We start from the raw sequence: 19,487 nt of genomic DNA on the forward strand, positions 1-19,487 counted from the left end.
TCAGCTTCGAAGGGCGGAAGCTCCCTGCTCCGCCAGCCTGAACCGCAGCGTGAACTCGGCACCGCCGCCGGGAAGATTGCCCACCGCGACCGTCGCCTCATGATCGTCGGCGACGCCGCGCACGATCGAAAGGCCGAGACCGGCGCCGTCGCTGCGCTGGCGATCCCTGCGCCAGAAGCGCTGGAAGATCAGCTCGCGTTCGGCTTCGGCAACACCGGGGCCGCAATCGCGCACGCGTACCGAACCGTCGTCGCCGACCTCGACATCGACAGAGGTCTCCTTCGCGGTGAACTTGATGGCGTTTTCGGCGAGGTTGAACACCGCGCGCTGGAGCATCTCGGAATTGCCGTGGATCAGCACGGGCGCGTCGGCGCCTTTGAGCGCGATGTCCTTGTGCTGCGCGATCGCGAACGGCGCGATCGCGCCGACCACTTCGGCGCAGACCGCGCGCAAATCCGCGGTCTCGCTGGGATCGAGCACCAGCGTGTCGAGCTCTGCGATCTCCAGCAACTGGGCGACGATGCGGCTCATGCCCTGGATGTCGTCATGCAGCGCCTGCCTGGCCGCACCGTCGCCGAGCGTCTCGACCCGCGTGCGCAGGATCGCCAGCGGCGTGCGCAACTGATGGGCCGCGTCGGCGGTGAACTGGCGCTGCACGCGAAAGCCGTCCTCGAGGCGATCCAGCGCCTGGTTCACCGCGGTGACCAGCGGCACGATCTCGCGCGGGATCTGCTCCGTCGGCAGGCGAATGTCGGTGCGCGACGGGCCGATATTGCTGGCCAGTTCCGAGGCCTTCCAGAGCGGCGCGATGGCGCGGCGGAAGATGATGATGTCGGTCGCGAGCAGGATCAGGAGAATGGGAATGGTGATCCAGCCGACCCGGCGGAAGAAGTTGGACACGATGTCGTCGGTGATGACGTCGCGATGGGACAGGTCTTCCGCCACGTGAATGCGAACGGTGGTGTCGCCGATCGTCTGGGTCACGTCGGCGCTCGTCTCCGTCGCGAAATCGCTGGTCTTCCTGTGCGACGAGAACAGCAGCCGGCCGTCGGCATCGCGGATGTCGTATTGATAGCGGCCATAGGCTTCCGAATAGAGGCCGCGAAGGCTGTCGGGGAGATTGAACGTCACCTTGCCGTCCGGTTGGACGGCAATACGCTCGGCCAGCGTCTCGGCGTGCGCCCGCATCGCGGCCCGATGCAGCTGGTCGATCTCGGAGCTCAACAACCAGAACAGGACCAGCGGCAGGAAGATCGCGACCACTGCGACCGCGATGATGTGCAGGAACACGATGCGCGAGATCAGCGATTTGAACGATGGCGGCCGGCCGAAGAACCCGGCCAAGAACCCGGCACGAGATCCAGCTTGCGATCCCGTCATGGACCCGTTCTGGGATCCGAGCCGGGCCACGCTATTTCTCCTCCGCCATCATGTAGCCGACGCCGCGAATGGTATGGATGACCACCTTGGCGCCGTGCTCGGTGAGCTGCTTGCGCAGGCGGGAGACATAGACCTCGACCGCATTGGAGGCGACCTCGCCCTCGAGCCCGAAGATATGATCCTCGACGTTCTTCTTCGGCACCACCCGGCCCTGCCGCCGCAACAGGATTTCCAGCACCGAAGTCTCGCGCGAGGAAATGATCCGCGGCTTGTCGTCGATGAAGATCTGGCGGCTCTCGGTGTCGTAGACGAGATTGGCGAGCCGCAACGAGCGGCCGAGCAGCTGGCCCGGACGGCGCAGGATCGCCTCCAGTCGCGCGACCAGCTCCTCCATCGCGAACGGCTTTGCGAGATAATCGTCGGCGCCGCTGCGCAGGCCGTTGACGCGGTCCTGCACGCCGCCGCGTGCTGTCAGCACCAGCACCGGCAGCGGCTCCATCTGCCGGCGCAGCTCGCGCAGCACCGACAGGCCGTCGCCGTCGGGCAGGCCGAGGTCGAGGATCATCGCGGCATAGCTGACATTGTGCACCGCCTCGCGCGCCTCCTCGGTGCCGCCGACGATATCGCTTTCATAGCCGGCCGCCGCCAGCCCGCTGGCAACGAGCCGCGACAGCTCGACATTGTCCTCGACGATCAGAAGGCGCATTTCATTCCCGCCGGATGTTCCGGTTCACCTGGCGGCTCGCACCGCATGCTTGCTGTCTTCCACCATCGGCGGGCTTTCGGCCAGCAAAAAGGCGAGCGCCGCCTTGCCTGCCATCAGCTTCTCGTCAGCTTGGTGTAAGCATTTCGCGCTGATCGGGTCGCCGCTCGGTCTGCTGCGCTGCAACCTGCAGGTCGTGGCACGGTTCGACGGGCCGCACCAGACAGGTGCGCGCGTCTGCGGACCCGACATCGCACTGACTTCAACAACACGCGTCGGAACAGTTGAACGCGCCCTCGGTGAAATCGGTCACGGGGCCGCTCCCTGCGGGCCCTTGGGGGCCGTCGAGAGGTCTGCTCGACAGACAGCGCCGATCAATTGCCCGCCCGGACATTAGCAAATCCATATCATTCGTCGGCCGCATCAGCAGCAAGAACGTAGCGAAGGAGATTCAAGGCGGGCGCGTGCACCGAAAATACCCTCCGCCCCTTCGAAGCACCCTAGTTCGCGCCGATCTTATGCCGCGCCTATACAATCACCGGCCGCCTCCCCTCGAATTCATAGCCGCTCGGCGATGATACTGGCTTCTGAATTCGCGGGTACGAATCTTGCTTGGCACTGCGCGATCTCATGAGGCATTTGCGAGCGATGATCCGGCTTCCGGCAATAGCCCTTGGCGCTGCAATCACACTTGTTGCCCTTGCGGTTCCAGCGCTCGGGGAGAGTCCCGACATCTCACATCGCCGCGCTGAGCAACGACGGACATTCAGCGACGCCGAAATCCAGGAGGGCTTCCTCAAGATCGCGCTGGACGCCGAGTTGCAACTCGGCGCGAAGGTCCATCGCATCCGCAAATTCGATGAACCCGTCCGGATCTTCGTCGATGGCAGGGCCGCGCCTGAGCACACCGCAGCGCTTGGTGCCGTCGTCGAGGATATCCGCGCGCGAATCGATCACCTGGACATTGCGGTGACGGACGATCGCAGCGCGGCCAATCTTGTCGTGACGTTGGTGACCGCCCGCCATCTGCGCCAGGCCATTCGCGCCCGGTTCGGCATCGAGAAAGCCGGACAGATCGAGCATTCCCTCAATCCCCAATGCCTGTCGGGAATTGCCAAGGACAGCGCCTTCCGGATCCGGCGCGCCGAGGTGATCCTGCCGGTCGATGGCGGAGAGTTTACCTTCTACGATTGTGCCTATGAGGAACTGCTACAGGCCCTCGGCGCGATCAACGACGATCGTTCGGTCCCTTGGACCATGTTCAACGACGATGTCCAGATGGGCTTTTTCGACATCTACGACCAGTACATGTTGAACATCCTCTACGATCCGCGAATCCGGCCGGGCATGACCAGGAAGGACGTCGAAAGCCTCCTTCCCGCGGTCCTGCCGGCGGCCCGGGATCTCGTCGAGCGCAACAATCCGCGCGAACAAGCGAGCGCGCCCGCGCTTGCGCACTCGGATTGACGACAAGCGATGGCCTCAAGCTATCTCGGAATTGCTCGCCAGCGAGATCACCGCTTCGGCGAAGTTGTCTTCGCTGAGGACGAGGAATATTCCGTGATCGCAAAATCGTTCTTCTGCATTTGACGCGTCTGGTGGGCGACCGTCACGTGCCTGTTCGGGCTGTATTTCGACGGCGCGCTGGCGGAGCCGCCGGCCGAAGCGGACTGCGCCAGCAACAACGGCGCTACAGCAATCACGATCGCGCTGAGAACGAAAGTCCTGGGCATCTGCATCCTCCATGTGAAGCGGGACAACTTCAACGGAAGAGGCTGTGCATTTCCAATCTGCGACTCCATCCGCCGCGCAGTTGTCCCTGCGTTCCAATGCTGATCCTAATTCGCATCGATCGCAAGGTTAATCAGCAGATGACGAAAATTGCAGCAACGCAACCCGCCGCCCAAAACCAAGGCGAAACACCGGCCGACACAACGCGATCACACACGCGGCGCGGCTGGCGACGTCAGGGTCTAATTGTCGGCGGGGCCGCGCCACATCGGCGATTTCGGTCCGCCATAGTAGCGCATCGGTCCGGGTTGCGTCGGCGCCAGCGCGACGGCCTGGATTGGCGCTGCGGCCCAGGCCAACCGTCCGGCCCTCGCGACTTCGGCCAGTCGGACCGGCGTCGCCACTCCGTGATGCGCGTGCCGTTGCCTGTGGTGGCTGTGCCTTGCTTCTGCGGAGTTCACCCAGGAGACCAGCAGCAGCACGCCCGCAACCATTGCAACTGCGGTGCGTACCGCCGACTTCATGATCGTTCTCGTCCCATCTGGCCGCTTCATTGTGCCGGCCACATCGGAGATTTCGGCCCGCCGTAATAGCGCATCTGGGACGAGGCGCCCGCCTCGCCCGTCGTTGCGCCAAGAACGCTCACGCATCCGGCCAGGCATGCACCCAGACCCGCAAGAGCGATCGTGGTCACCATTGTCCGAACGAGCTTCGAACAGGACATGTTGTTCCCTCCTCCAGGGGCCTCAGTACTTCGCCACCACCGGGCCGCCGAACTTGTAGTCGAGGCCGAGCGTGACGAGGGAATATGTGTTGGCGACGTTGTAGGCGGGCACACCGTTGGTCGGTGCATCGCGACGGAAGGTGCCGAGATCGAGATAGGTATATTCGAACTTGCCGATCAGATTCTCGGTGATCGCATAGGCGATGCCGCCGCCCGCGGCGAGCCCGCTGCGCGTCGTCTTGAACGTGTCGACTCCGACGCCCGGATTGGTGTCGGTATGGGTCAGCGCGCCGTAGGCCCAGCCGCCGGTGAAGAACAGCAGAAGCCGGTCGACCGCGATGCCGCCCCGCGCACGGACCGTGCCGCCCCAACGCAGCTTGGTCGCGTCGTCCCAACCCAGCGCAAAGTTGTCGCCACCCTTGATGTCCGCCCCGAAGCCGGTGGCCTCAACGCCGAAGACGATGTTGCCGGACTGCCAGTTGTAGCCGACCTCGCCACCCCCGAGAGCGCCCGCTGAATCGTAGTTGGCGGTGAAATTCGCGAAACCCGCCGGACCGGTCGCGTTGTTCAAATTGTGGTTGCCCAGGCCGTAGCCGCCAAACACGCCGACATAAAAACCGCTCCAGTCGTAGGCCGGCGCCGCCATCGCCGGTGCCTTGCCGTAGATCGGCAGATCCGCCGCGAGTGCCGGTGATGCGAGACCAAGCGCGCAGAGCGAGGCCGTGGTGAGAAGAAGCCGCTTCATTTTGAAAACCCCTGTCGAATTGTTCCGATGGAAGCGCGGCGATCCAGGCCGCCGCGCCTTGACGCGCATCAGAAGTGAATGATGATGTCCGCCGAGCCGATGAGGGCGTTCTTGCGGTTCGGCGCAATCCCGAGATTCGAGTTGCCGTTGAACGCGAACGCATCCAGCGACCTGTAGAACGAAACCTCCGGCCGCATCTCGATCTGCGGTGAGAACCAGTGCTGCCAGCCGATCCCGGTTTCGACGTAGCGGGTCTTGGTGCCGGTGCGCTGCCCCTGCTTGTCGTCGAACCATTCGAGGCGATACGAAATGTTGTCGAGCGGCGTCGCCTTGTAGTTCACATACATCAGGTAAGTCTGCCAGGATGCGTTGCAGGTGAGTGCAGCCGCGTTGGCGCAAAACGCCTGGCCCGGCGCGTTGAATGGCATGACGTTCGCCGAGAATGGCGTGCCCGCGCCGGCCGCGTTGATGGCTTGAACCACCGCATTGTTGAGGTTCGGTACGCCGCTCTGATGCCCGTTGTAGCTCTCGAACGAGATGTGCCACTGGTCATTGAACTTGTGGTAATAGGTCAGTCCGTACCATTGCAGATTGTTGTAACCCCAGACGCCGTCGTTGATGCCATCTGCAACGACGTTGATGCTGTCGTTTCCGCTATCGGTCGTATAGCGAACACCCAGGGTGACGCTCGGCTTTGCACCCGGATCCTTCAGCATCGTGGTGCCCGGATAAAGCGGATTGGGATTGGTATTGGCGATCTTGGCGCCCCACTGCCAGGGCATGGCTTCGGTGCCAATCGTGGATCCCAACTGGAAGATCAGGTTTTTCGTTGCCGCCAACGTCGCCTGCACGCCCGTGTTGGTGTAGTTGTCGAACGTGTAGGTCATCGAGTGCGAGTACATGTAGTTGTTAGGCGCGAGCTGCGCTTCGATGTCCGGGATCGAAATGAACCGTCCGAACCGGATGTTCAAACCCTGCGCGACCTGCGGAATGAAGACTTCGCCGTAAGCCATCGGCATGTCGTAGCCGTAGTTCTTGTTCTGCTGGAGCAGCTGATTGCTCCACAGGCCGTAGGCGGTGGTGTAGCGATAGTTCTCGCCATAGATTGGCGCGATGCGGAAACCCCAATCGACATGGTCCTTCTGGACCGTGTCGGGCAGGCGCTCGATGTAGACCACCGCCTGATCGAGCTGCACCGTATTGGGATTATAGCTATAGGCGGCAGGGGCATTGCCGCCACGGACGGTGTTGCTGCTGAGGTTTCCGCCCGGATCGATCCAGCCATAAACCTGGATATGGGCGTCGTTCATCCATGACCCGAGTGTCGTGTTGGAAAGGGGCGCTCATCAAGGGGCTGTCAACCGAGCTCGGCCGGGTCACGCCGAGATTGGTCGTGCCGCCATAGGGCCACTCGGTGAAGGGCATCGGCGGCGTGCTCTGCGGCGTCGCGGGCCATTCAGCGCGCCGCGACGGCGGCGCCTTCGGATCGGCGGGCGCGGAATCGTGATTCCATTCAAGCCGGTAGTAGTTGATGAAGCGCGTGAAGAAGTCGCTGCCGAGATAGCTGTCGAGACACGAATACTTCTTGTAAGGATCGCAGAACGTCTGCCCCACCGGCGCAAGCGTGTCCGCCGCATTGGCAGCGCCGCCCATCCCCATCATCGCAACGAGCGATGCGCCTGCCAAAAGATACTTTCTCATCATGTTGCCCCAAGCGGTTGAGTACCGACGCCTTCAGCGTTCTTTCGGTTTCGTTAAGCCGGGTGTCATCCTTCGCGAGAGGCGAAGAAAAAGGCGATACGGTTTGCCGCGCGCGTTCGTTAAAAAAACATAGTGCAACGAAGCTTTGCTCCGTCGTTTGCACGCGGACTCATCAATTGCACGTGGGGCTTGCCTAATGCGTCGGCGAAAACATGAAGATTTCGCGGACACACGATATCGCGGCGCAAACGTTTCGTGCCAGCTGTGTCATTTTCGTCATACTTGCGCGAAACGCCTGCTCGACTTGCGCGCAGAACAGTCCGCGCAACGTGCCACAGCTATTTTTTTGCTACGCAAGCGGGCGAGATTCTCGATCGAAGATTTATGTCCGGACCCGCTAGTCTGCGCGCCAGGCCTAGACTCTGCTTGGCGAGGTTCGACGATGGATGCCGTGACTCATGCTGCGCGCCTCAGCGGCGACCCGGCGCATGACGATGCCGGATCCGATCTCACGTTCCTGCCCACGACCTTGGTCGGGCAATGCCGCAACCTGATCGAATCGTATCACGAGGTGCACGGCTTCGCGTCGCTGCCGAACATGCTCTGGCGGTTTCGCATGGGCCCCCTGATCGAGCGCCATCAGGAGCTCCGGCAACTCCTGCGCAAGGCATCGACCACACGCAGCGCCAAGAAGGCCAACGAGGGATTCGTCCAGATCGCGACCACCATTCTCGCATTGGAGATCCTGGCCAGCAGCTTTGCCGGCTGGAACGCAATCTATCCGATCGCCGGCGAAGCGGCGCGCGAAGTCCTGCAACGGAATGCTCACGGGGCGCACATGCCGCTGATGGATTTCTATCTTTATCCGCCGAAGCAGATCAGCGCGGCCGCCATTGCCACGCTGACGCCTCCCGCAAGCCGATCAGGTGAGGAACTCGGCCTCCATCATGCATCGCGCCCCGAACTATCGGGCGAGCGGCGCGCGCTTCAATATGCGAGCATGATCCGAAACGAGCAGGAATCCGCCGCGAGAAGCGCCGCCGCGCCTTGATCGCGGAAAGCACCCGCACTGCCACGGCATTCCGTCGGGTCGCCATCGTTCCGGCGGACGATGTCGTTTGGAATCCGTAGATCTACGGACCCGAACGACTATTACTTTTTTATGTTCGCCAGCATCGAACGACATAGATTTTCTACGCCGATCCGGCACATCGTCGGCCTGCCGGGTAATTGACGACATCAAGGGTGGGTTTGCACCCTGACGTGATCCGCTGTGGTGCGCAGACAGGCGCCCGCATCAATCCATGATGTCTTATCCTGAAAGCGCACACGTACTTTGATCGCAAATCTCCCACTTGGCCGCATGTCCTCGATGGCGAGCATGCGGACGACCAGACCCGACGCTGGAGATGGCCACTTGGCGGCTGCGGACGAGCATCAGCAGCCGCACGCGCCATGGCGCACGCTGTCGCCTTTCCTGTTTTCGGTTCTTGGAATCACCCTGTTCACGGCGCCCCTGCTTACATTCAGCCGGACCGTCGCAACCAGCCTGGTGCCGATTGCCTATCTGATCCCGGTGATCTTCGCTGCGACCAGGTGGGGCGTCTGGCCTGCCATGGTCGCCTCGATCGCAGCCATGGCAGCCGCCGACTTCTTCTTCTTCGCGCCGGTCTACAGTTTTCGCGTCGATGACCCGCAGGAGGCGGTCGATCTGCTGCTGTTCCTGATCGTGTCGTTGGTCAGCAGCAATCTGGCCTCGCGGCTACGCCAGGAAACCGAACGTCTGCGGCGCAGCGAACGTGAGATGCAGGCGCTCTATGAATTCTCACGGAGGCTGGCCTCCTGCTTCACCATCGCCGACCTCATCGCGGCCATTCAACAGCACTTCGCGCAGGCTTTCGGCCACCCGGCCACCTTCTTCGTCACCATGTCCGATGGCCACGTTGAACCGGCGAACTCGGGCTTCGCACCCCCCACGGTGCAGTCGGACGCCGCCGCCATGAATGCCGGTATCGGCCCGATGTCGCGGACGATCGTCGACGAGAACAGAAGGGAGCTTTGGCTGTTGCGAGCGATTGCCTCGGACGACACGATTCACGGGGTTATCGCGGTGAATATCGGCGTCGGTCCGCAGCCGGCGATCGCGACCCGCACGCGCCGCATCGAGGCCATTCTCGAAGAGACCGCGCTGACGCTGCAGCGGCTGGACATCGGCAAGGCCATGGAGCGCGCACGACTGCACTTGCAGGGGCAGTTGCTGCGCGACGCCTTCCACGGCACCCTGTCCCACGAGCTTTGCTCGCCCCTCGCCGCGATCCAGGGGTCGGCAAGCGTTCTCGATTCGATTCCTGCAATCCGGGCCGATGGCCGCATCCGCGCGCTGGTCGACGCGATCTCCGAGGAGACGGCCCAGCTCGACGGCTACATCAGGAACCTCCTGAGTGCGACACGCGTCACGGCGGGTGGCCTGAGCCCGCGTCTCGAATGGGCCGATCCGAGAGACATCGTGAACGGCGCGGTCAAGAGGCGCGGACGCCGACTCGCAGCGCACCGGATCGAGATGGCCTTCGCCGATGAGCTGCCGCTGCTTTACGTGGATTCCGGATTGATCGAGGAAGCCTGTGGCCAGATCCTCGAGAACGCCGCGAAATATTCGCCATCCGGTACGACCATCTCGGTCGACGTCAGGCCCGAGCCGGAGCGCGTCATCATCCGGGTCTCCGACCAAGGCGTCGGCATCATGCCGGACGAGCAGGGAAAGCTCGGCCGTCGATCGTTCCGCGGGTCGCGTCATCAGGCATCCGTTCCGGGCTCCGGCCTCGGCTTCTGGATCGCTACGACCTTTGTGCACACCCACGGCGGAACGATCTCCGTTCAGAGCCGGGGACACGGCCAAGGAACCGCCGTCACCATCGCCCTGCCTGCCACCGCGCCTGAACCCATGGCTTTCAATGAGTAAGCCCGCAAACGTTGTTCTCCTGATCGACGACGAGCCGAAGATCAGGCGCTTCCTGCGCGCCGGCTTCGAGATCAACGGCTTTGTCGTGCTCGAGGCGGAGAGCGCGACCGAAGCCTTGAAGATTGCCACGTTCAGCGCGCCGGACCTCATTGTTCTGGATCTGGCACTGCCGGATCTTCACGGCGCCGAGGTTCTCGAACGGATCCGCGCCTGGTCCAACGTGCCGATCATCATTCTGTCCGTGGCCGCGGGCGAAGACGACAAGGTGCGGCTGCTCCAGGCCGGCGCCGACGACTATGTCGTGAAACCCTTCGGCATGGCCGAGTTGCTGGCGCGCAGTGAAGCCGCGCTGCGGCGCTACTTCAAATCGGCGACGGAAAATCCCGTCGTCATCGCAGGCCCGCTCTCGGTCGACCTCGTCACCCGCACGGTGTCGCTGAACCAGAGCCCGATTCGCCTCACGCGAAAGGAGTACCGGCTGCTTCACGTGCTCGCCATGCATGTCGGCCTCGTCGTAACCCACGACCAGCTCCTCAAGGATATCTGGAACGGCAATCAGCGCGACAACATCCAGTACCTGCGCATCCTCGTGCGCAAGCTTCGCCAGAAGATCGAAAGCGATCCGAATCAGCCACGGCTGCTGATCACGGAATCGGGGGTGGGCTACCGGCTTCAGAACCGGTTCGACCCCGTGCCTGTCGCCGATCGGGTGAGCTGATGCTTGGCCCTCGCCCGCGTCGTTCGTTCTACGTCGCGGTCTCCTGGAGCGGCAACGCGCAGGACGGCTGGTTCTGGGAAATTCGCCGCAAGCGAAAGGCGATGGGCGTCAGGCTCAGCGGATCCAACTTTCCCTCACGTCACGCCGCGGATCAGGCGGGCCGGATTGCGCTTGAGGATTTCCTCAACGGCCTCGTCATCGAGCGCGCCGCGCGCCCGGCGGTCTGATCGCCGCCCCGGTCTCCACCCGGGCAATCCAGAGCAGCCCGGACCGCCGAGCGATTCCACGCCCGTAAATAAATAATATATTTTGTCGCGCAAACCGCTTACCTTGCACAACAAAGGGGCGGATGCAGTGGACTTCCTCGTTCAGAAATTCAACGTTTTTGGTGTCGACGTTCAGTACTGGATGCTTGCCGGTGCCGTCGTTGTCGCAATTTTCATCATCTTCGCCTGGCGTACACGCGATCGCGCCTGATCGACGCCGCGGACACGAAAGCCGATCACCAGTGGCGTAAACGCCGTCCGACAGCATTGCGCTGAATCGTCGAACCATTCGATCGCTTCAATCTCCAGACCGTCTCGCGCCGACGAAAGATATTTTCTCTTAATTGTTTGTAGCACTTTGCGATGTCGCGAGCGCGCAACGAGCGCTCAAAAACCAGCATCTCGGCGACTTTTGCGCCGTTTCTGCATCGCGGAATCCGCCTGCCCTCCATAAGATCGTCATCGACAACGAATGGGCCACACGGCCATGTAGGGGGCTTGAATGAACGCTAGACTGAAATCCGCTCTCGTCGCGGGAGTATTGCTTGGCCTTGGTGCTGCGGTCACGGCGAATGCTGCCGACCTGCCGCTGAAGGCGCGGCCGATGCCCGCAGTGTCTCTCTACGACTGGACCGGCTGCTATCTCGGCGCCAACGTCGGCGGCGGATGGACGAGGCTCGACACCGCGCGTGTGTTGGACGTCACCGGCGCCGCGGCTCCGAACAATTACGGCCGCGAGAACGACAGCGCAGTCATCGGCGGCGGCCAGGTCGGCTGCGACTTCCAGACCGGCAATCTCGTGTTCGGCATTGGAGGCAGTTTCGATTTCGGCAACATCAATGGCCGCCACGCGCTGGCGGACTTCCCGACCTTCTCGGAGTCAAACAGCCTGAAGGAAATCTACACCGCGACCGGCCGCATCGGCTATCTCTGGACTCCCCAATTCCTCGGCTACCTCAAGGGCGGTGCGGCCTACATCAAGAATCGCAATCAGGTCTTTGCGCCGGGCGGCGGACTGGTCGAATCCGCAAGCTTCTATCAACCTGGCATGACCGTCGGCATCGGCGCGGAATGGATGTTCACCCCGAACTGGTCGGTCTTCGCCGAATATAACTACATGTGGTTCCATGATGACAATGCGCAGGCCTTCACTCTGGCCGGCGGGGGTGCAGGCGAAGTCATCAACTCCCAGCAGCGCGTTCAGACCGTGCTCGTCGGCGTCAACTACAAGCTGCATTGGGACGGCCCGGTGGTCGCCAGATACTGAAAACTCCTTCCGAGAACCCTCAACGAATTTAGCCCCGGTTTGCCGGGGCTTTTTTCTGCGACCGCCGCTTTGCCGAAGACGACATCCGAACTGCAGCCGCGCGTCGATAAATTTCAGTTGATCAGCGCGCAGGCAAACACGTTGTGCAGTCGACCGGCTTTTGTTCAATCGCGCCGTTGCGCTCGTCGGACGCTATCATTTGTGTATTCAAATTCGCTCTCCCCTGTATCGAAAACAAATAAACGTGCCGCTAGTACTGACCTCTGGCAACCTTGGCGTCGCAGCACTGTAAGGTTGACGTCAGTTGGGCTTGTTAACGAGATTTCGTCCGCCTCAATCGCTTCACTCCGCAGAGTCTGCGCAGCGATCCGGCAGATCGAGGACGGACATCCGAAGCGCGTAGAACGGGGCTCTGTGATGGCATTTCGCATCAAGCATGCGGGGATGACGGCCGGCATTGCCGCCATCGGCGTCACCATCGGTGCAGCCTGGTTCTTCACCCATACGGGCGAAGTACGATCTGCAAAGGCGGCGGCGCAACCCGCCGCGGACAGCGACGTCGACATCGCGCAGCAGACCGTCGGCATCAGCGAGAAGCAGGCGGCCGGGTTCAGGATCCTGGCCGCGGAGGAGCGCAATTTTCGGGTCGTCAAGAATGCGGTCGGGTCGATCGACTTCAATCAGAACATGCTGGTTCAGGCGTTCACGACCAACCCGGGGAAGATCGTCGACGTGGTCCTCAACGTCGGCGATACCGTCACCAAGGGACAGACCCTGTTCACGATCGACAGTCCCGACCTGCTTCAATCCGAATCCTCCCTGCTGGCGGCGGCCGGCGTGCTTGAGCTGCAGACCCGGACGCTCAATCGCGTGAAGCAGCTGCTCAAGACGGGCGGCGGCGCGCAAAAGGACGTCGATCAGGCGACCTCCGACCAGCAGACTGCGGAGGGCAACTACAAGGCCGGCCGCGATGCCGTACGCATTTTCGGCAAGACCGACGAAGAGATCGACCGCATCCTCGCCGATCGCAAGGTCGATTCGGTCCTGCGCGTGCCGAGCCCGATCTCGGGCCAGATCGTGTCGCGCAGCGCGGCGCCGGGCCTCTACGTCCAGCCCGGGAACGCGCCCGCGCCCTACACGCTCGCCGACCTCTCCACCATGTGGATGGTCGCCAACGTCGTCGAGACCGACGCCCCCGCCTATCGGCTCGGCCAGCCGGTCGCCGTCACCGTGCCGGCCTATCCGAACGAATTGTTTCGCGGCACCGTGACGACGCTCGGGCTCAACATCGATCCCGCCACGCACCGCCAGCTGGTTCGGTCCGTGGTCGAAGATCCAAGCCACAAGCTTCGTGCCGGCATGCTGGCCAGCTTCTCGATCGAGATCGACGGGCCGAAAGCGTCGGTCGCCGTCCCCTCCGACGCCATCGTCCGCGAGGGTGACGGATCCATGACAGTCTGGGTCGCCACCGACCGGCGCCGCTTCCAGCGGCGCACGGTGAAGGTCGGGCTGGAACAGAATGGCTGGCGCCAGATCCTCGACGGTCTGAACGCAGGAGATCTGATCGCGTCGTCGGGTGCAATCTTCCTCAGCAACAAGTTCGCCATTGCGGCCACGGGCTAACCCCGTCGTGCATCCCCCTCAACTGCCGCTCAGTGCAAGTGTGCGATCTTGATCAAGAGTCTCCTCCAGTTCGGCCTGACCCGCAGCGCGATCGTCGTGCTCGGCCTCGTCGTGTTCTGCGCCGCAGGCCTTGCCGCCTTCAGCAAGCTGAACATCGAGGCCTATCCTAATCCGGCGCCGGTGATCCTCGAGATCACCGCGCAGGCGCCGGGGCTCTCGGCAGAGGAGATGGAGAAGTACTACACGATCCCGATGGAGGTCGGATTGTATCCGACGCCGGGCGTCGTCGGCATCCGCTCGACCTCCTTCTACGGCCTGTCCTTTGTCCGCGTCACCTTCCGCTACGGCGTCGATTACTATTTCGCGCTGACGCAGGCCGCCAACAGCATCCAGCAGAACATCCAGCTTCCGGGCAATCTGGTGCCGACCATCCAGCAGTCGAGCCTGGTCGGCGAGATCTACCGCTACCGGCTGGTCGGGCCGCCGAATTTCGGCCTGACCAACCTGCGCACCCTGCAGGATTACGTCGTGACCCGCCGCCTGATGACCCTCCCGGGCGTGGTGCAGATCAATGCCTGGGGCGGCACCACCAAGCAATTCAACGTCGATGCCGATCTGTCCAAGCTCGAATCCTACAACATCACGGTGCCCCAGCTCGTCACCGCGCTCGGCAACTCCAACGCCAATGTCGGCGGCCGCGAGATCGCGATCGGGCAGCAGTCGGTCAACATCCGCGGCATCGGCCTGATCGATTCCGGCGGCGCCGACGACGTCACCAAGGGCTACCGGGTCCAGGACATCGAGAACATCGTCCTGACCCAGCAGAACGGGCTGCCGATCCAGATCAAGGACGTCGCCAAGGTCACGATCGGCTACGTGCCGCGGCTCGGCATCGCCGGCAAGGACAAGGACGACGACATCGCCGCCGCGATCGTGGTGATGGGACGGACCCAGCACACCAACGACATCATTCCGAAGGTCGAGGAAGAGGTCGAGAAGATCAACAGCGACGGCACGCTGCCGCCCGGCGTCAGGATCGTGCCTTATTACGATCGCAGTGCGCTCGTCGGCGTGACCACGCACACGGTGCTGCACAACCTCGTGTTCGGCTGTCTCCTGGTGTTCGTGATCCAGTGGGTGTTCCTGGGCAATCTGCGCAGCGCGCTGATCGTGGCCGCCAACATCCCATTCGCATTGTTCTTCGCCATCATCATCCTGGTGCTGCAGGGCGAGGATGCGAACCTGCTGTCGCTCGGCGCGGTGGATTTCGGCATCATCGTCGATTCCGCCGTCATCATCATGGAGAACATCTTCCGCAATTTCCAATCGAGCCCGGCGGCCCGCGCCCGCGTGCTGCAGCATCTCTCCGAAGGCTATTGGGGCGCGGATCCGACCGCGCTGACGCATGGCCAGCCCTCGGCCGCGCGCTGGTCCGACCGGCTCAGGATGATCTTCGTCAGTGCCCTCCAGGTCGACAAGGCCGTGTTCTTCACCGCCGCGATCACGGTGACGGCCTTTGTGCCGCTGTTCACGATGCAGGGCGTCGAAGGCCAGATCTTCGGGCCGATGGCGCGCACCTATGGCTACGCGCTCGCCGGCGCACTGCTGGCGACCTTTACCGTCACGCCGGTGCTCGCCTCGCTGCTGCTGCCCGAGCACATCGAGGAGACCGAGACCATCATCGTACGGGCGCTGCGCCGGCTCTACACGCCGGTGCTGCGCTGGGCGCTCGGCCGCGTCAGGCTCGCCGTGACCGCAGGCGCCGTCTTCCTCGCGCTCTCCGCCCTCGCGGCCAGCCAGCTTGGCAGCGAGTTCCTGCCCGCGCTCGAGGAAGGCAATTTCTGGATCCGCGCCGCGATGCCGCCGACGATCTCGCTCGATGCCGGCACGGAAGCGACCCGCAAGATGCGCGACATCCTGCTGCGCCACCCTGAAATCATCACCGTGGTCTCGCAGCATGGCCGGCCCGACAACGGCAGCGACGCCTCGCCCTTCTCCAATGTCGAGCTGTTCGCTCCGATCAAGCCGTTCGACGAATGGCCAGCCGGCCTGACCAAGGAAAAGCTGACGGAGGAATTGCAGAAGGAGTTCGACGAAGAGCTCCCCGGCATCACCTTCAATTTCTCCCAGTACATCCAGGACAATGTCGAGGAAGCGCTGTCAGGCGTGAAGGGCGCCAATTCGGTCAAGATCATCGGCCCCAACCTCGACGTGCTCGAACAGACTGCGACCAGGGTGATGGAGGTGATGCGTGACATCAACGGCGTCGCAGATCTCGGCATCTTCCACCTGGTCGGTCAGCCCAATCTCAACATCAGGGTCAACAGAGAGAAGGCCGCGCGCTACGGGCTCAACACCGGCGACGTCACCACTGTGGTCCAGGCCGCGCTCGGCGGCTCCGTGGCCACCAACGTGCTGGAGGGCGATCGCACCTTCGGCGTCGCCGTGCGCCTCGATCCCAAATTCCGGCAGAATATCGACGAGATCAAAAGCCTGAAGGTCGCCTACGCGACTCCCTCGGGCACCAATGCCTACATTCCCCTCAGCGAGCTTGCCGACATCTCGCTCGATACCGGCGCGCTCTTCATCTATCGCGAGAAGAGCCAGCGCTACATTCCGATCAAGTTCAGCGTGCGCGGCCGCGACCTCGGCTCCACGGTCGCGGAGGCGCAAGCCCGCGTCGCCGCTGCCGTGCAGCTGCCGACCGGCTACCGCATCATCTGGTCCGGCGAGTTCGACAATCTCGAGGCCGCCAAGGCGCGCCTCATGATCGTGGTGCCGGTGACGCTGCTGTTGATCTTCGTGCTGCTCTACAGCCTGTTCAATTCGGTGCGCGACAGCCTGCTCGCGCTTGCCGGCATTCCCTTCGCCGTCGGCGGCGGCCTGATCGCGCTGTTTCTGGCCGGGCTCGATTTCAGCATCTCGGCCGCGATCGGCTTCATCTCGCTGTTCGGCGTCGCCGTCATGGACGGCATCCTCAACATCACCTATTTCCGCGAGCTGCGCGCCACCGGCATGAGCATCAGCGACGCGGTCTTCAACGGCGCCGAGCAGCGCATGCGGCCGATGCTGATGACCGCGCTGTCGGCCGGCGTCGGCCTGTTTCCGGCGGCGCTGTCGCACGGCATCGGCAGCCAGGTGCAGCGGCCGTTGGCGACCGTCGTCGTCGGCGGCATGTTCATTGGTCCCCTGCTGCTGCTCGCCGTGGCGCCTGCCCTGCGCAAGATCTTCCTGTCGCGCGAGCCGGCGCCGTCGGAGCAGAACAATACGGCCGCCTCGCCGCCGCCCGAGGCGGCCCATCCGGAGGGCGGCTGAGATGCGTCGCGTGACAGCCTTGGGCCGTCTCATCCGCGGACTCGCAACGGGTGGCGCAAGCCTTTGGCTCGCGAGCTGCGCCGTGGGGCCCGATTTCAGCCCGCCGCCGGCCCCCGACGTCTCGCGATACACGCCGGAGCCGACCGCATCGCCGCGCAGCGATGCCGGCGGGCCGGGCGTGCCGCGGCAACGCTTCGTCGATGGTGCCGACATCCCGACGCGGTGGTGGGCGGCGTTCCGCTCCGCACCGCTCAACGAGCTGATCCGCCTGTCGGTGGACCATAATCCGTCCTTGCAGGCGGCCGAGGCCGCGATCAGGGTCGCCAATTTCAACGCGCTGGCGCAGCGCGGCCTGTTCTTTCCGCAGGTCGGCGTCAACTACACGCCGTCCGACCAGCAGACGTCGAACAATTTCAACTCCAACCCGGTCGTTTCACCGCAAACCCGCTATACGCTGCATACTGCACAGCTCAACATCAGCTTTACACCCGACGTCTGGGGCCAGAACATCCGCGCGGTCGAGAGCCTCGATGCGCAGACCGAACAGGCGCAATTCCAGCTCGAAGCCGCCTATCTCGCACTGAGCGCCAACGTCGTAACCGCGGCGATCCAGGAGGCCTCGCTGCGCGGACAGATCGCGGCTATCGAGCGCATCATCAAGATCGAGCGCGACATTCTCGCCATACTCAGGAATCAGTTCAGCGCCGGCCAGGCGGCCCAGGTCGACGTGCTGGCGCAGGAGGCGACGCTCGCCCAGTCCGAGCAGACCTTGCCGCCACTCCAGAAGCAGCTCGCGGTACAGCGCGATCTCCTCACCGCATTGGCCGGGCAGTTCTCCGCCGACGAGGTGCTGCAGAAGTTCAACCTGCAAACTCTCACCCTGCCGGCCAATCTCCCCGTGAGCCTGCCCAGCACGATGGTGGGGCAGCGCCCGGACGTGCGGGCAGCCGAGGCCAACATGCATTCAGCCAGCGCGCTGGTCGGCGTCGCGATCGCCGCGCGATTGCCCAATCTGACATTGTCCGCCAATCCCGGCAGCAGCGCCTTCAAGGCGGCCGAGTTGTTCACACAGGGGACGCTCTTCTATACGGTCGCGGCGAGCGCGACCCAGCCGCTATTCGATGGCCTCACGCTGTATCACAAGCAGAAGGCGGCCGAAGCCACCCTCGAGCAGGCGGAGGCGCTTTACCGGCAAGCTGTGATCACGGCGATGCAGAACGTCGCCGACGCGCTCCGCAGCCTGCAGGCCGATGCCCGCGCGGTTCAGGCCGCAATCAAGGCGGAGAACGCCGCCAAGGCCAGCCTCGATATCATCCAGAAGCAGCTCGTGCTCGGCCAGGTTAATCAGGTCATCGTGCTGAACGCGCAGCAGATCTATTTGAACGCCGCGATCGCCCGCGTGCAGGCGGTGGCGACGCGCCTCTCGGACACGGCGGCCCTGTTCCTGGCGCTCGGCGGTGGCTGGCCGGCCCAATGCACGACGACGGATTGGCGCAGCTGCGTGCTGGCGGACGCCTCCCCGGCCCCCATTCAGGTCAGTGAAACCAGGTGAAAGCGACGACTTTGCCGACGGACCGCGCGGAGCGCTTACCAGATAACAAGCGCGCAAAGCAGCGCCAGCGGCACGACGGCCACTCCGATGGGAACCCATTTGCCCATGTCGGCCGGATTCTTCGGGTACTGAAAAATCTGAACCCCGAGAAAAATGCAGACGGTCACGCCGATGATGAAGCGAATCATATCGGACGGCGTGTCATAAGCCGTCCACAAGCTCTCGCTCTGGGGCGTGGCAACGCGGAAGGTGACCACGATCACGACCAGAAGGAAGAGCGTCCGCAGAGCGAGACCGAGCAACCGCATTTATGTCATCCAGCGCCGAGCCGAATCTTAGCACAGGCCAATGAGGTCGTCATGTCGCAGCGCGAAACAGTGGCGCTTCACTGCATCCCCCGGAGATCAGGACATGGTCAATTTGTTCGTTGGCGTTATCAACGTCGCACTGCTCGCGGCTGGCGGCTCCGCCGTCCATCACGATGATCAGCCGCCGACCGTCGCGGTACGGATGGTGTGCGACCAGAACTGCAATTGCTGGCCGACCCGCTATCGGGAGCGCCGGCCACTTCTCGCCGACCGCCCCGATCTGGCCTGTCCGCCGCGGCCAAAAGACCGCCCTGCCCTCGGCTATTACAATGGCCACTACCGCACCGGACCTGCAACGGGCGCCGGATTTGACAGCCTCGGTAACAGCGAATTGCCGTTCCCGTTCTGAAGCCTCCGGGTCCCCGACAGCAGTAACGCATGCAAATCATCAAGTTCGCGCTGGCCGCCGCCGTCTACGTGACGGCGACACTGGCC

At 63.3% G+C, this 19,487-nt stretch carries 19 protein-coding genes; 10 read left to right on the plus strand and 9 right to left on the minus strand.

What is annotated here, in order from left to right; all coding sequences use genetic code 11:
- The gene (locus tag ACVWZ4_RS33045) at positions 1–1,380 is read right to left on the minus strand and encodes a sensor histidine kinase (protein WP_456705251.1); all 1,380 of its coding nucleotides are present in this window, start codon (positions 1,378–1,380) and stop codon (positions 1–3) included.
- A gap of 31 nt (positions 1,381–1,411) precedes the next feature.
- Positions 1,412–2,086, minus strand: a complete 675-nt coding sequence (locus ACVWZ4_RS33050; RefSeq protein ID WP_456702994.1) for a response regulator transcription factor — start codon at positions 2,084–2,086, stop codon at positions 1,412–1,414.
- 645 nt (positions 2,087–2,731) lie between these two features.
- Here ACVWZ4_RS33050 and ACVWZ4_RS33055 point away from each other — a divergent pair.
- Positions 2,732–3,550 carry a DUF2927 domain-containing protein gene (locus tag ACVWZ4_RS33055; protein ID WP_456738515.1) on the plus strand — a complete coding sequence of 273 codons (819 nt, stop codon included), beginning with the start codon at positions 2,732–2,734 and terminating at the stop codon, positions 3,548–3,550.
- 47 nt (positions 3,551–3,597) lie between these two features.
- Here ACVWZ4_RS33055 and ACVWZ4_RS33060 read toward each other — a convergent pair whose 3' ends face one another.
- From ACVWZ4_RS33060 to ACVWZ4_RS33080, 5 genes are all read right to left on the minus strand, one after another.
- Entirely contained in the window at positions 3,598–3,816 is a 219-nt protein-coding gene (locus ACVWZ4_RS33060) for a hypothetical protein (protein WP_456702992.1), read from the minus strand.
- Between the two features lie 240 nt (positions 3,817–4,056).
- Positions 4,057–4,338, minus strand: a complete 282-nt coding sequence (locus tag ACVWZ4_RS33065) for a hypothetical protein (RefSeq protein ID WP_456741997.1) — start codon at positions 4,336–4,338, stop codon at positions 4,057–4,059.
- A gap of 222 nt (positions 4,339–4,560) precedes the next feature.
- Positions 4,561–5,283 (minus strand): outer membrane beta-barrel protein, encoded by a 723-nt coding sequence (locus ACVWZ4_RS33070; RefSeq protein WP_456741998.1) that lies wholly within the window; start codon positions 5,281–5,283, stop codon positions 4,561–4,563.
- Positions 5,284–5,351: 68 nt separating this feature from the next.
- A complete protein-coding gene (locus tag ACVWZ4_RS33075; RefSeq protein WP_456790449.1) occupies positions 5,352–6,593 on the minus strand; it encodes an outer membrane beta-barrel protein in 1,242 nt (413 codons plus the stop codon).
- Positions 6,496–6,936 carry a hypothetical protein gene (locus ACVWZ4_RS33080; RefSeq protein WP_456790450.1) on the minus strand — a complete coding sequence of 147 codons (441 nt, stop codon included), beginning with the start codon at positions 6,934–6,936 and terminating at the stop codon, positions 6,496–6,498. The genes ACVWZ4_RS33075 and ACVWZ4_RS33080 overlap by 98 nt, the downstream gene beginning before the upstream one ends.
- A gap of 490 nt (positions 6,937–7,426) precedes the next feature.
- On the opposite strand from ACVWZ4_RS33080, the gene ACVWZ4_RS33085 reads away from it, so the two are divergent.
- From ACVWZ4_RS33085 to ACVWZ4_RS33100, 4 genes are all read left to right on the plus strand, one after another.
- Complete coding sequence (locus ACVWZ4_RS33085) at positions 7,427–8,035, plus strand: hypothetical protein (protein ID WP_456742000.1); 609 nt, start codon at positions 7,427–7,429, stop codon at positions 8,033–8,035.
- A 366-nt stretch (positions 8,036–8,401) separates the two neighbouring features.
- A complete protein-coding gene (locus ACVWZ4_RS33090) occupies positions 8,402–9,943 on the plus strand; it encodes a sensor histidine kinase (RefSeq protein ID WP_456742001.1) in 1,542 nt (513 codons plus the stop codon).
- Complete coding sequence (locus ACVWZ4_RS33095) at positions 9,936–10,661, plus strand: response regulator (RefSeq protein ID WP_456702986.1); 726 nt, start codon at positions 9,936–9,938, stop codon at positions 10,659–10,661. Before ACVWZ4_RS33090 ends, ACVWZ4_RS33095 begins: the two co-directional genes overlap by 8 nt.
- Positions 10,661–10,888, plus strand: a complete 228-nt coding sequence (locus ACVWZ4_RS33100) for a hypothetical protein (protein WP_456742002.1) — start codon at positions 10,661–10,663, stop codon at positions 10,886–10,888. The genes ACVWZ4_RS33095 and ACVWZ4_RS33100 overlap by 1 nt, the downstream gene beginning before the upstream one ends.
- 171 nt (positions 10,889–11,059) lie before the next feature.
- Here the strand turns inward: ACVWZ4_RS33100 and ACVWZ4_RS33105 are convergent, their stop codons facing one another.
- Positions 11,060–11,284, minus strand: a complete 225-nt coding sequence (locus ACVWZ4_RS33105) for a hypothetical protein (RefSeq protein WP_456742003.1) — start codon at positions 11,282–11,284, stop codon at positions 11,060–11,062.
- A 145-nt stretch (positions 11,285–11,429) separates the two neighbouring features.
- Between ACVWZ4_RS33105 and ACVWZ4_RS33110 the strand changes: the two genes are divergently transcribed.
- From ACVWZ4_RS33110 to ACVWZ4_RS33125, 4 genes are all read left to right on the plus strand, one after another.
- The gene (locus ACVWZ4_RS33110; protein WP_456734790.1) at positions 11,430–12,194 is read left to right on the plus strand and encodes an outer membrane protein; all 765 of its coding nucleotides are present in this window, start codon (positions 11,430–11,432) and stop codon (positions 12,192–12,194) included.
- Positions 12,195–12,611: 417 nt separating this feature from the next.
- Positions 12,612–13,817: an efflux RND transporter periplasmic adaptor subunit gene (locus ACVWZ4_RS33115; protein ID WP_456790451.1), complete on the plus strand. Its 1,206-nt coding sequence runs from the start codon at positions 12,612–12,614 to the stop codon at positions 13,815–13,817.
- 48 nt (positions 13,818–13,865) lie between these two features.
- Positions 13,866–17,132 carry an efflux RND transporter permease subunit gene (locus ACVWZ4_RS33120; protein ID WP_456763623.1) on the plus strand — a complete coding sequence of 1,089 codons (3,267 nt, stop codon included), beginning with the start codon at positions 13,866–13,868 and terminating at the stop codon, positions 17,130–17,132.
- Between the two features lies 1 nt (position 17,133).
- Positions 17,134–18,684, plus strand: a complete 1,551-nt coding sequence (locus ACVWZ4_RS33125) for an efflux transporter outer membrane subunit (RefSeq protein ID WP_456742005.1) — start codon at positions 17,134–17,136, stop codon at positions 18,682–18,684.
- Between the two features lie 35 nt (positions 18,685–18,719).
- On the opposite strand, the gene ACVWZ4_RS33130 is transcribed toward ACVWZ4_RS33125, so the two are convergent.
- Positions 18,720–18,992: a hypothetical protein gene (locus tag ACVWZ4_RS33130; protein WP_456734787.1), complete on the minus strand. Its 273-nt coding sequence runs from the start codon at positions 18,990–18,992 to the stop codon at positions 18,720–18,722.
- 103 nt (positions 18,993–19,095) lie between these two features.
- Here ACVWZ4_RS33130 and ACVWZ4_RS33135 point away from each other — a divergent pair, with 103 nt between their 5' ends.
- Positions 19,096–19,401, plus strand: coding sequence for a hypothetical protein (locus ACVWZ4_RS33135; protein ID WP_456734786.1), 306 nt, complete (start codon positions 19,096–19,098; stop codon positions 19,399–19,401).
- Positions 19,402–19,487 lie beyond the last annotated feature (86 nt).

This window comes from Bradyrhizobium sp. USDA 4472 (assembly GCF_054058595.1).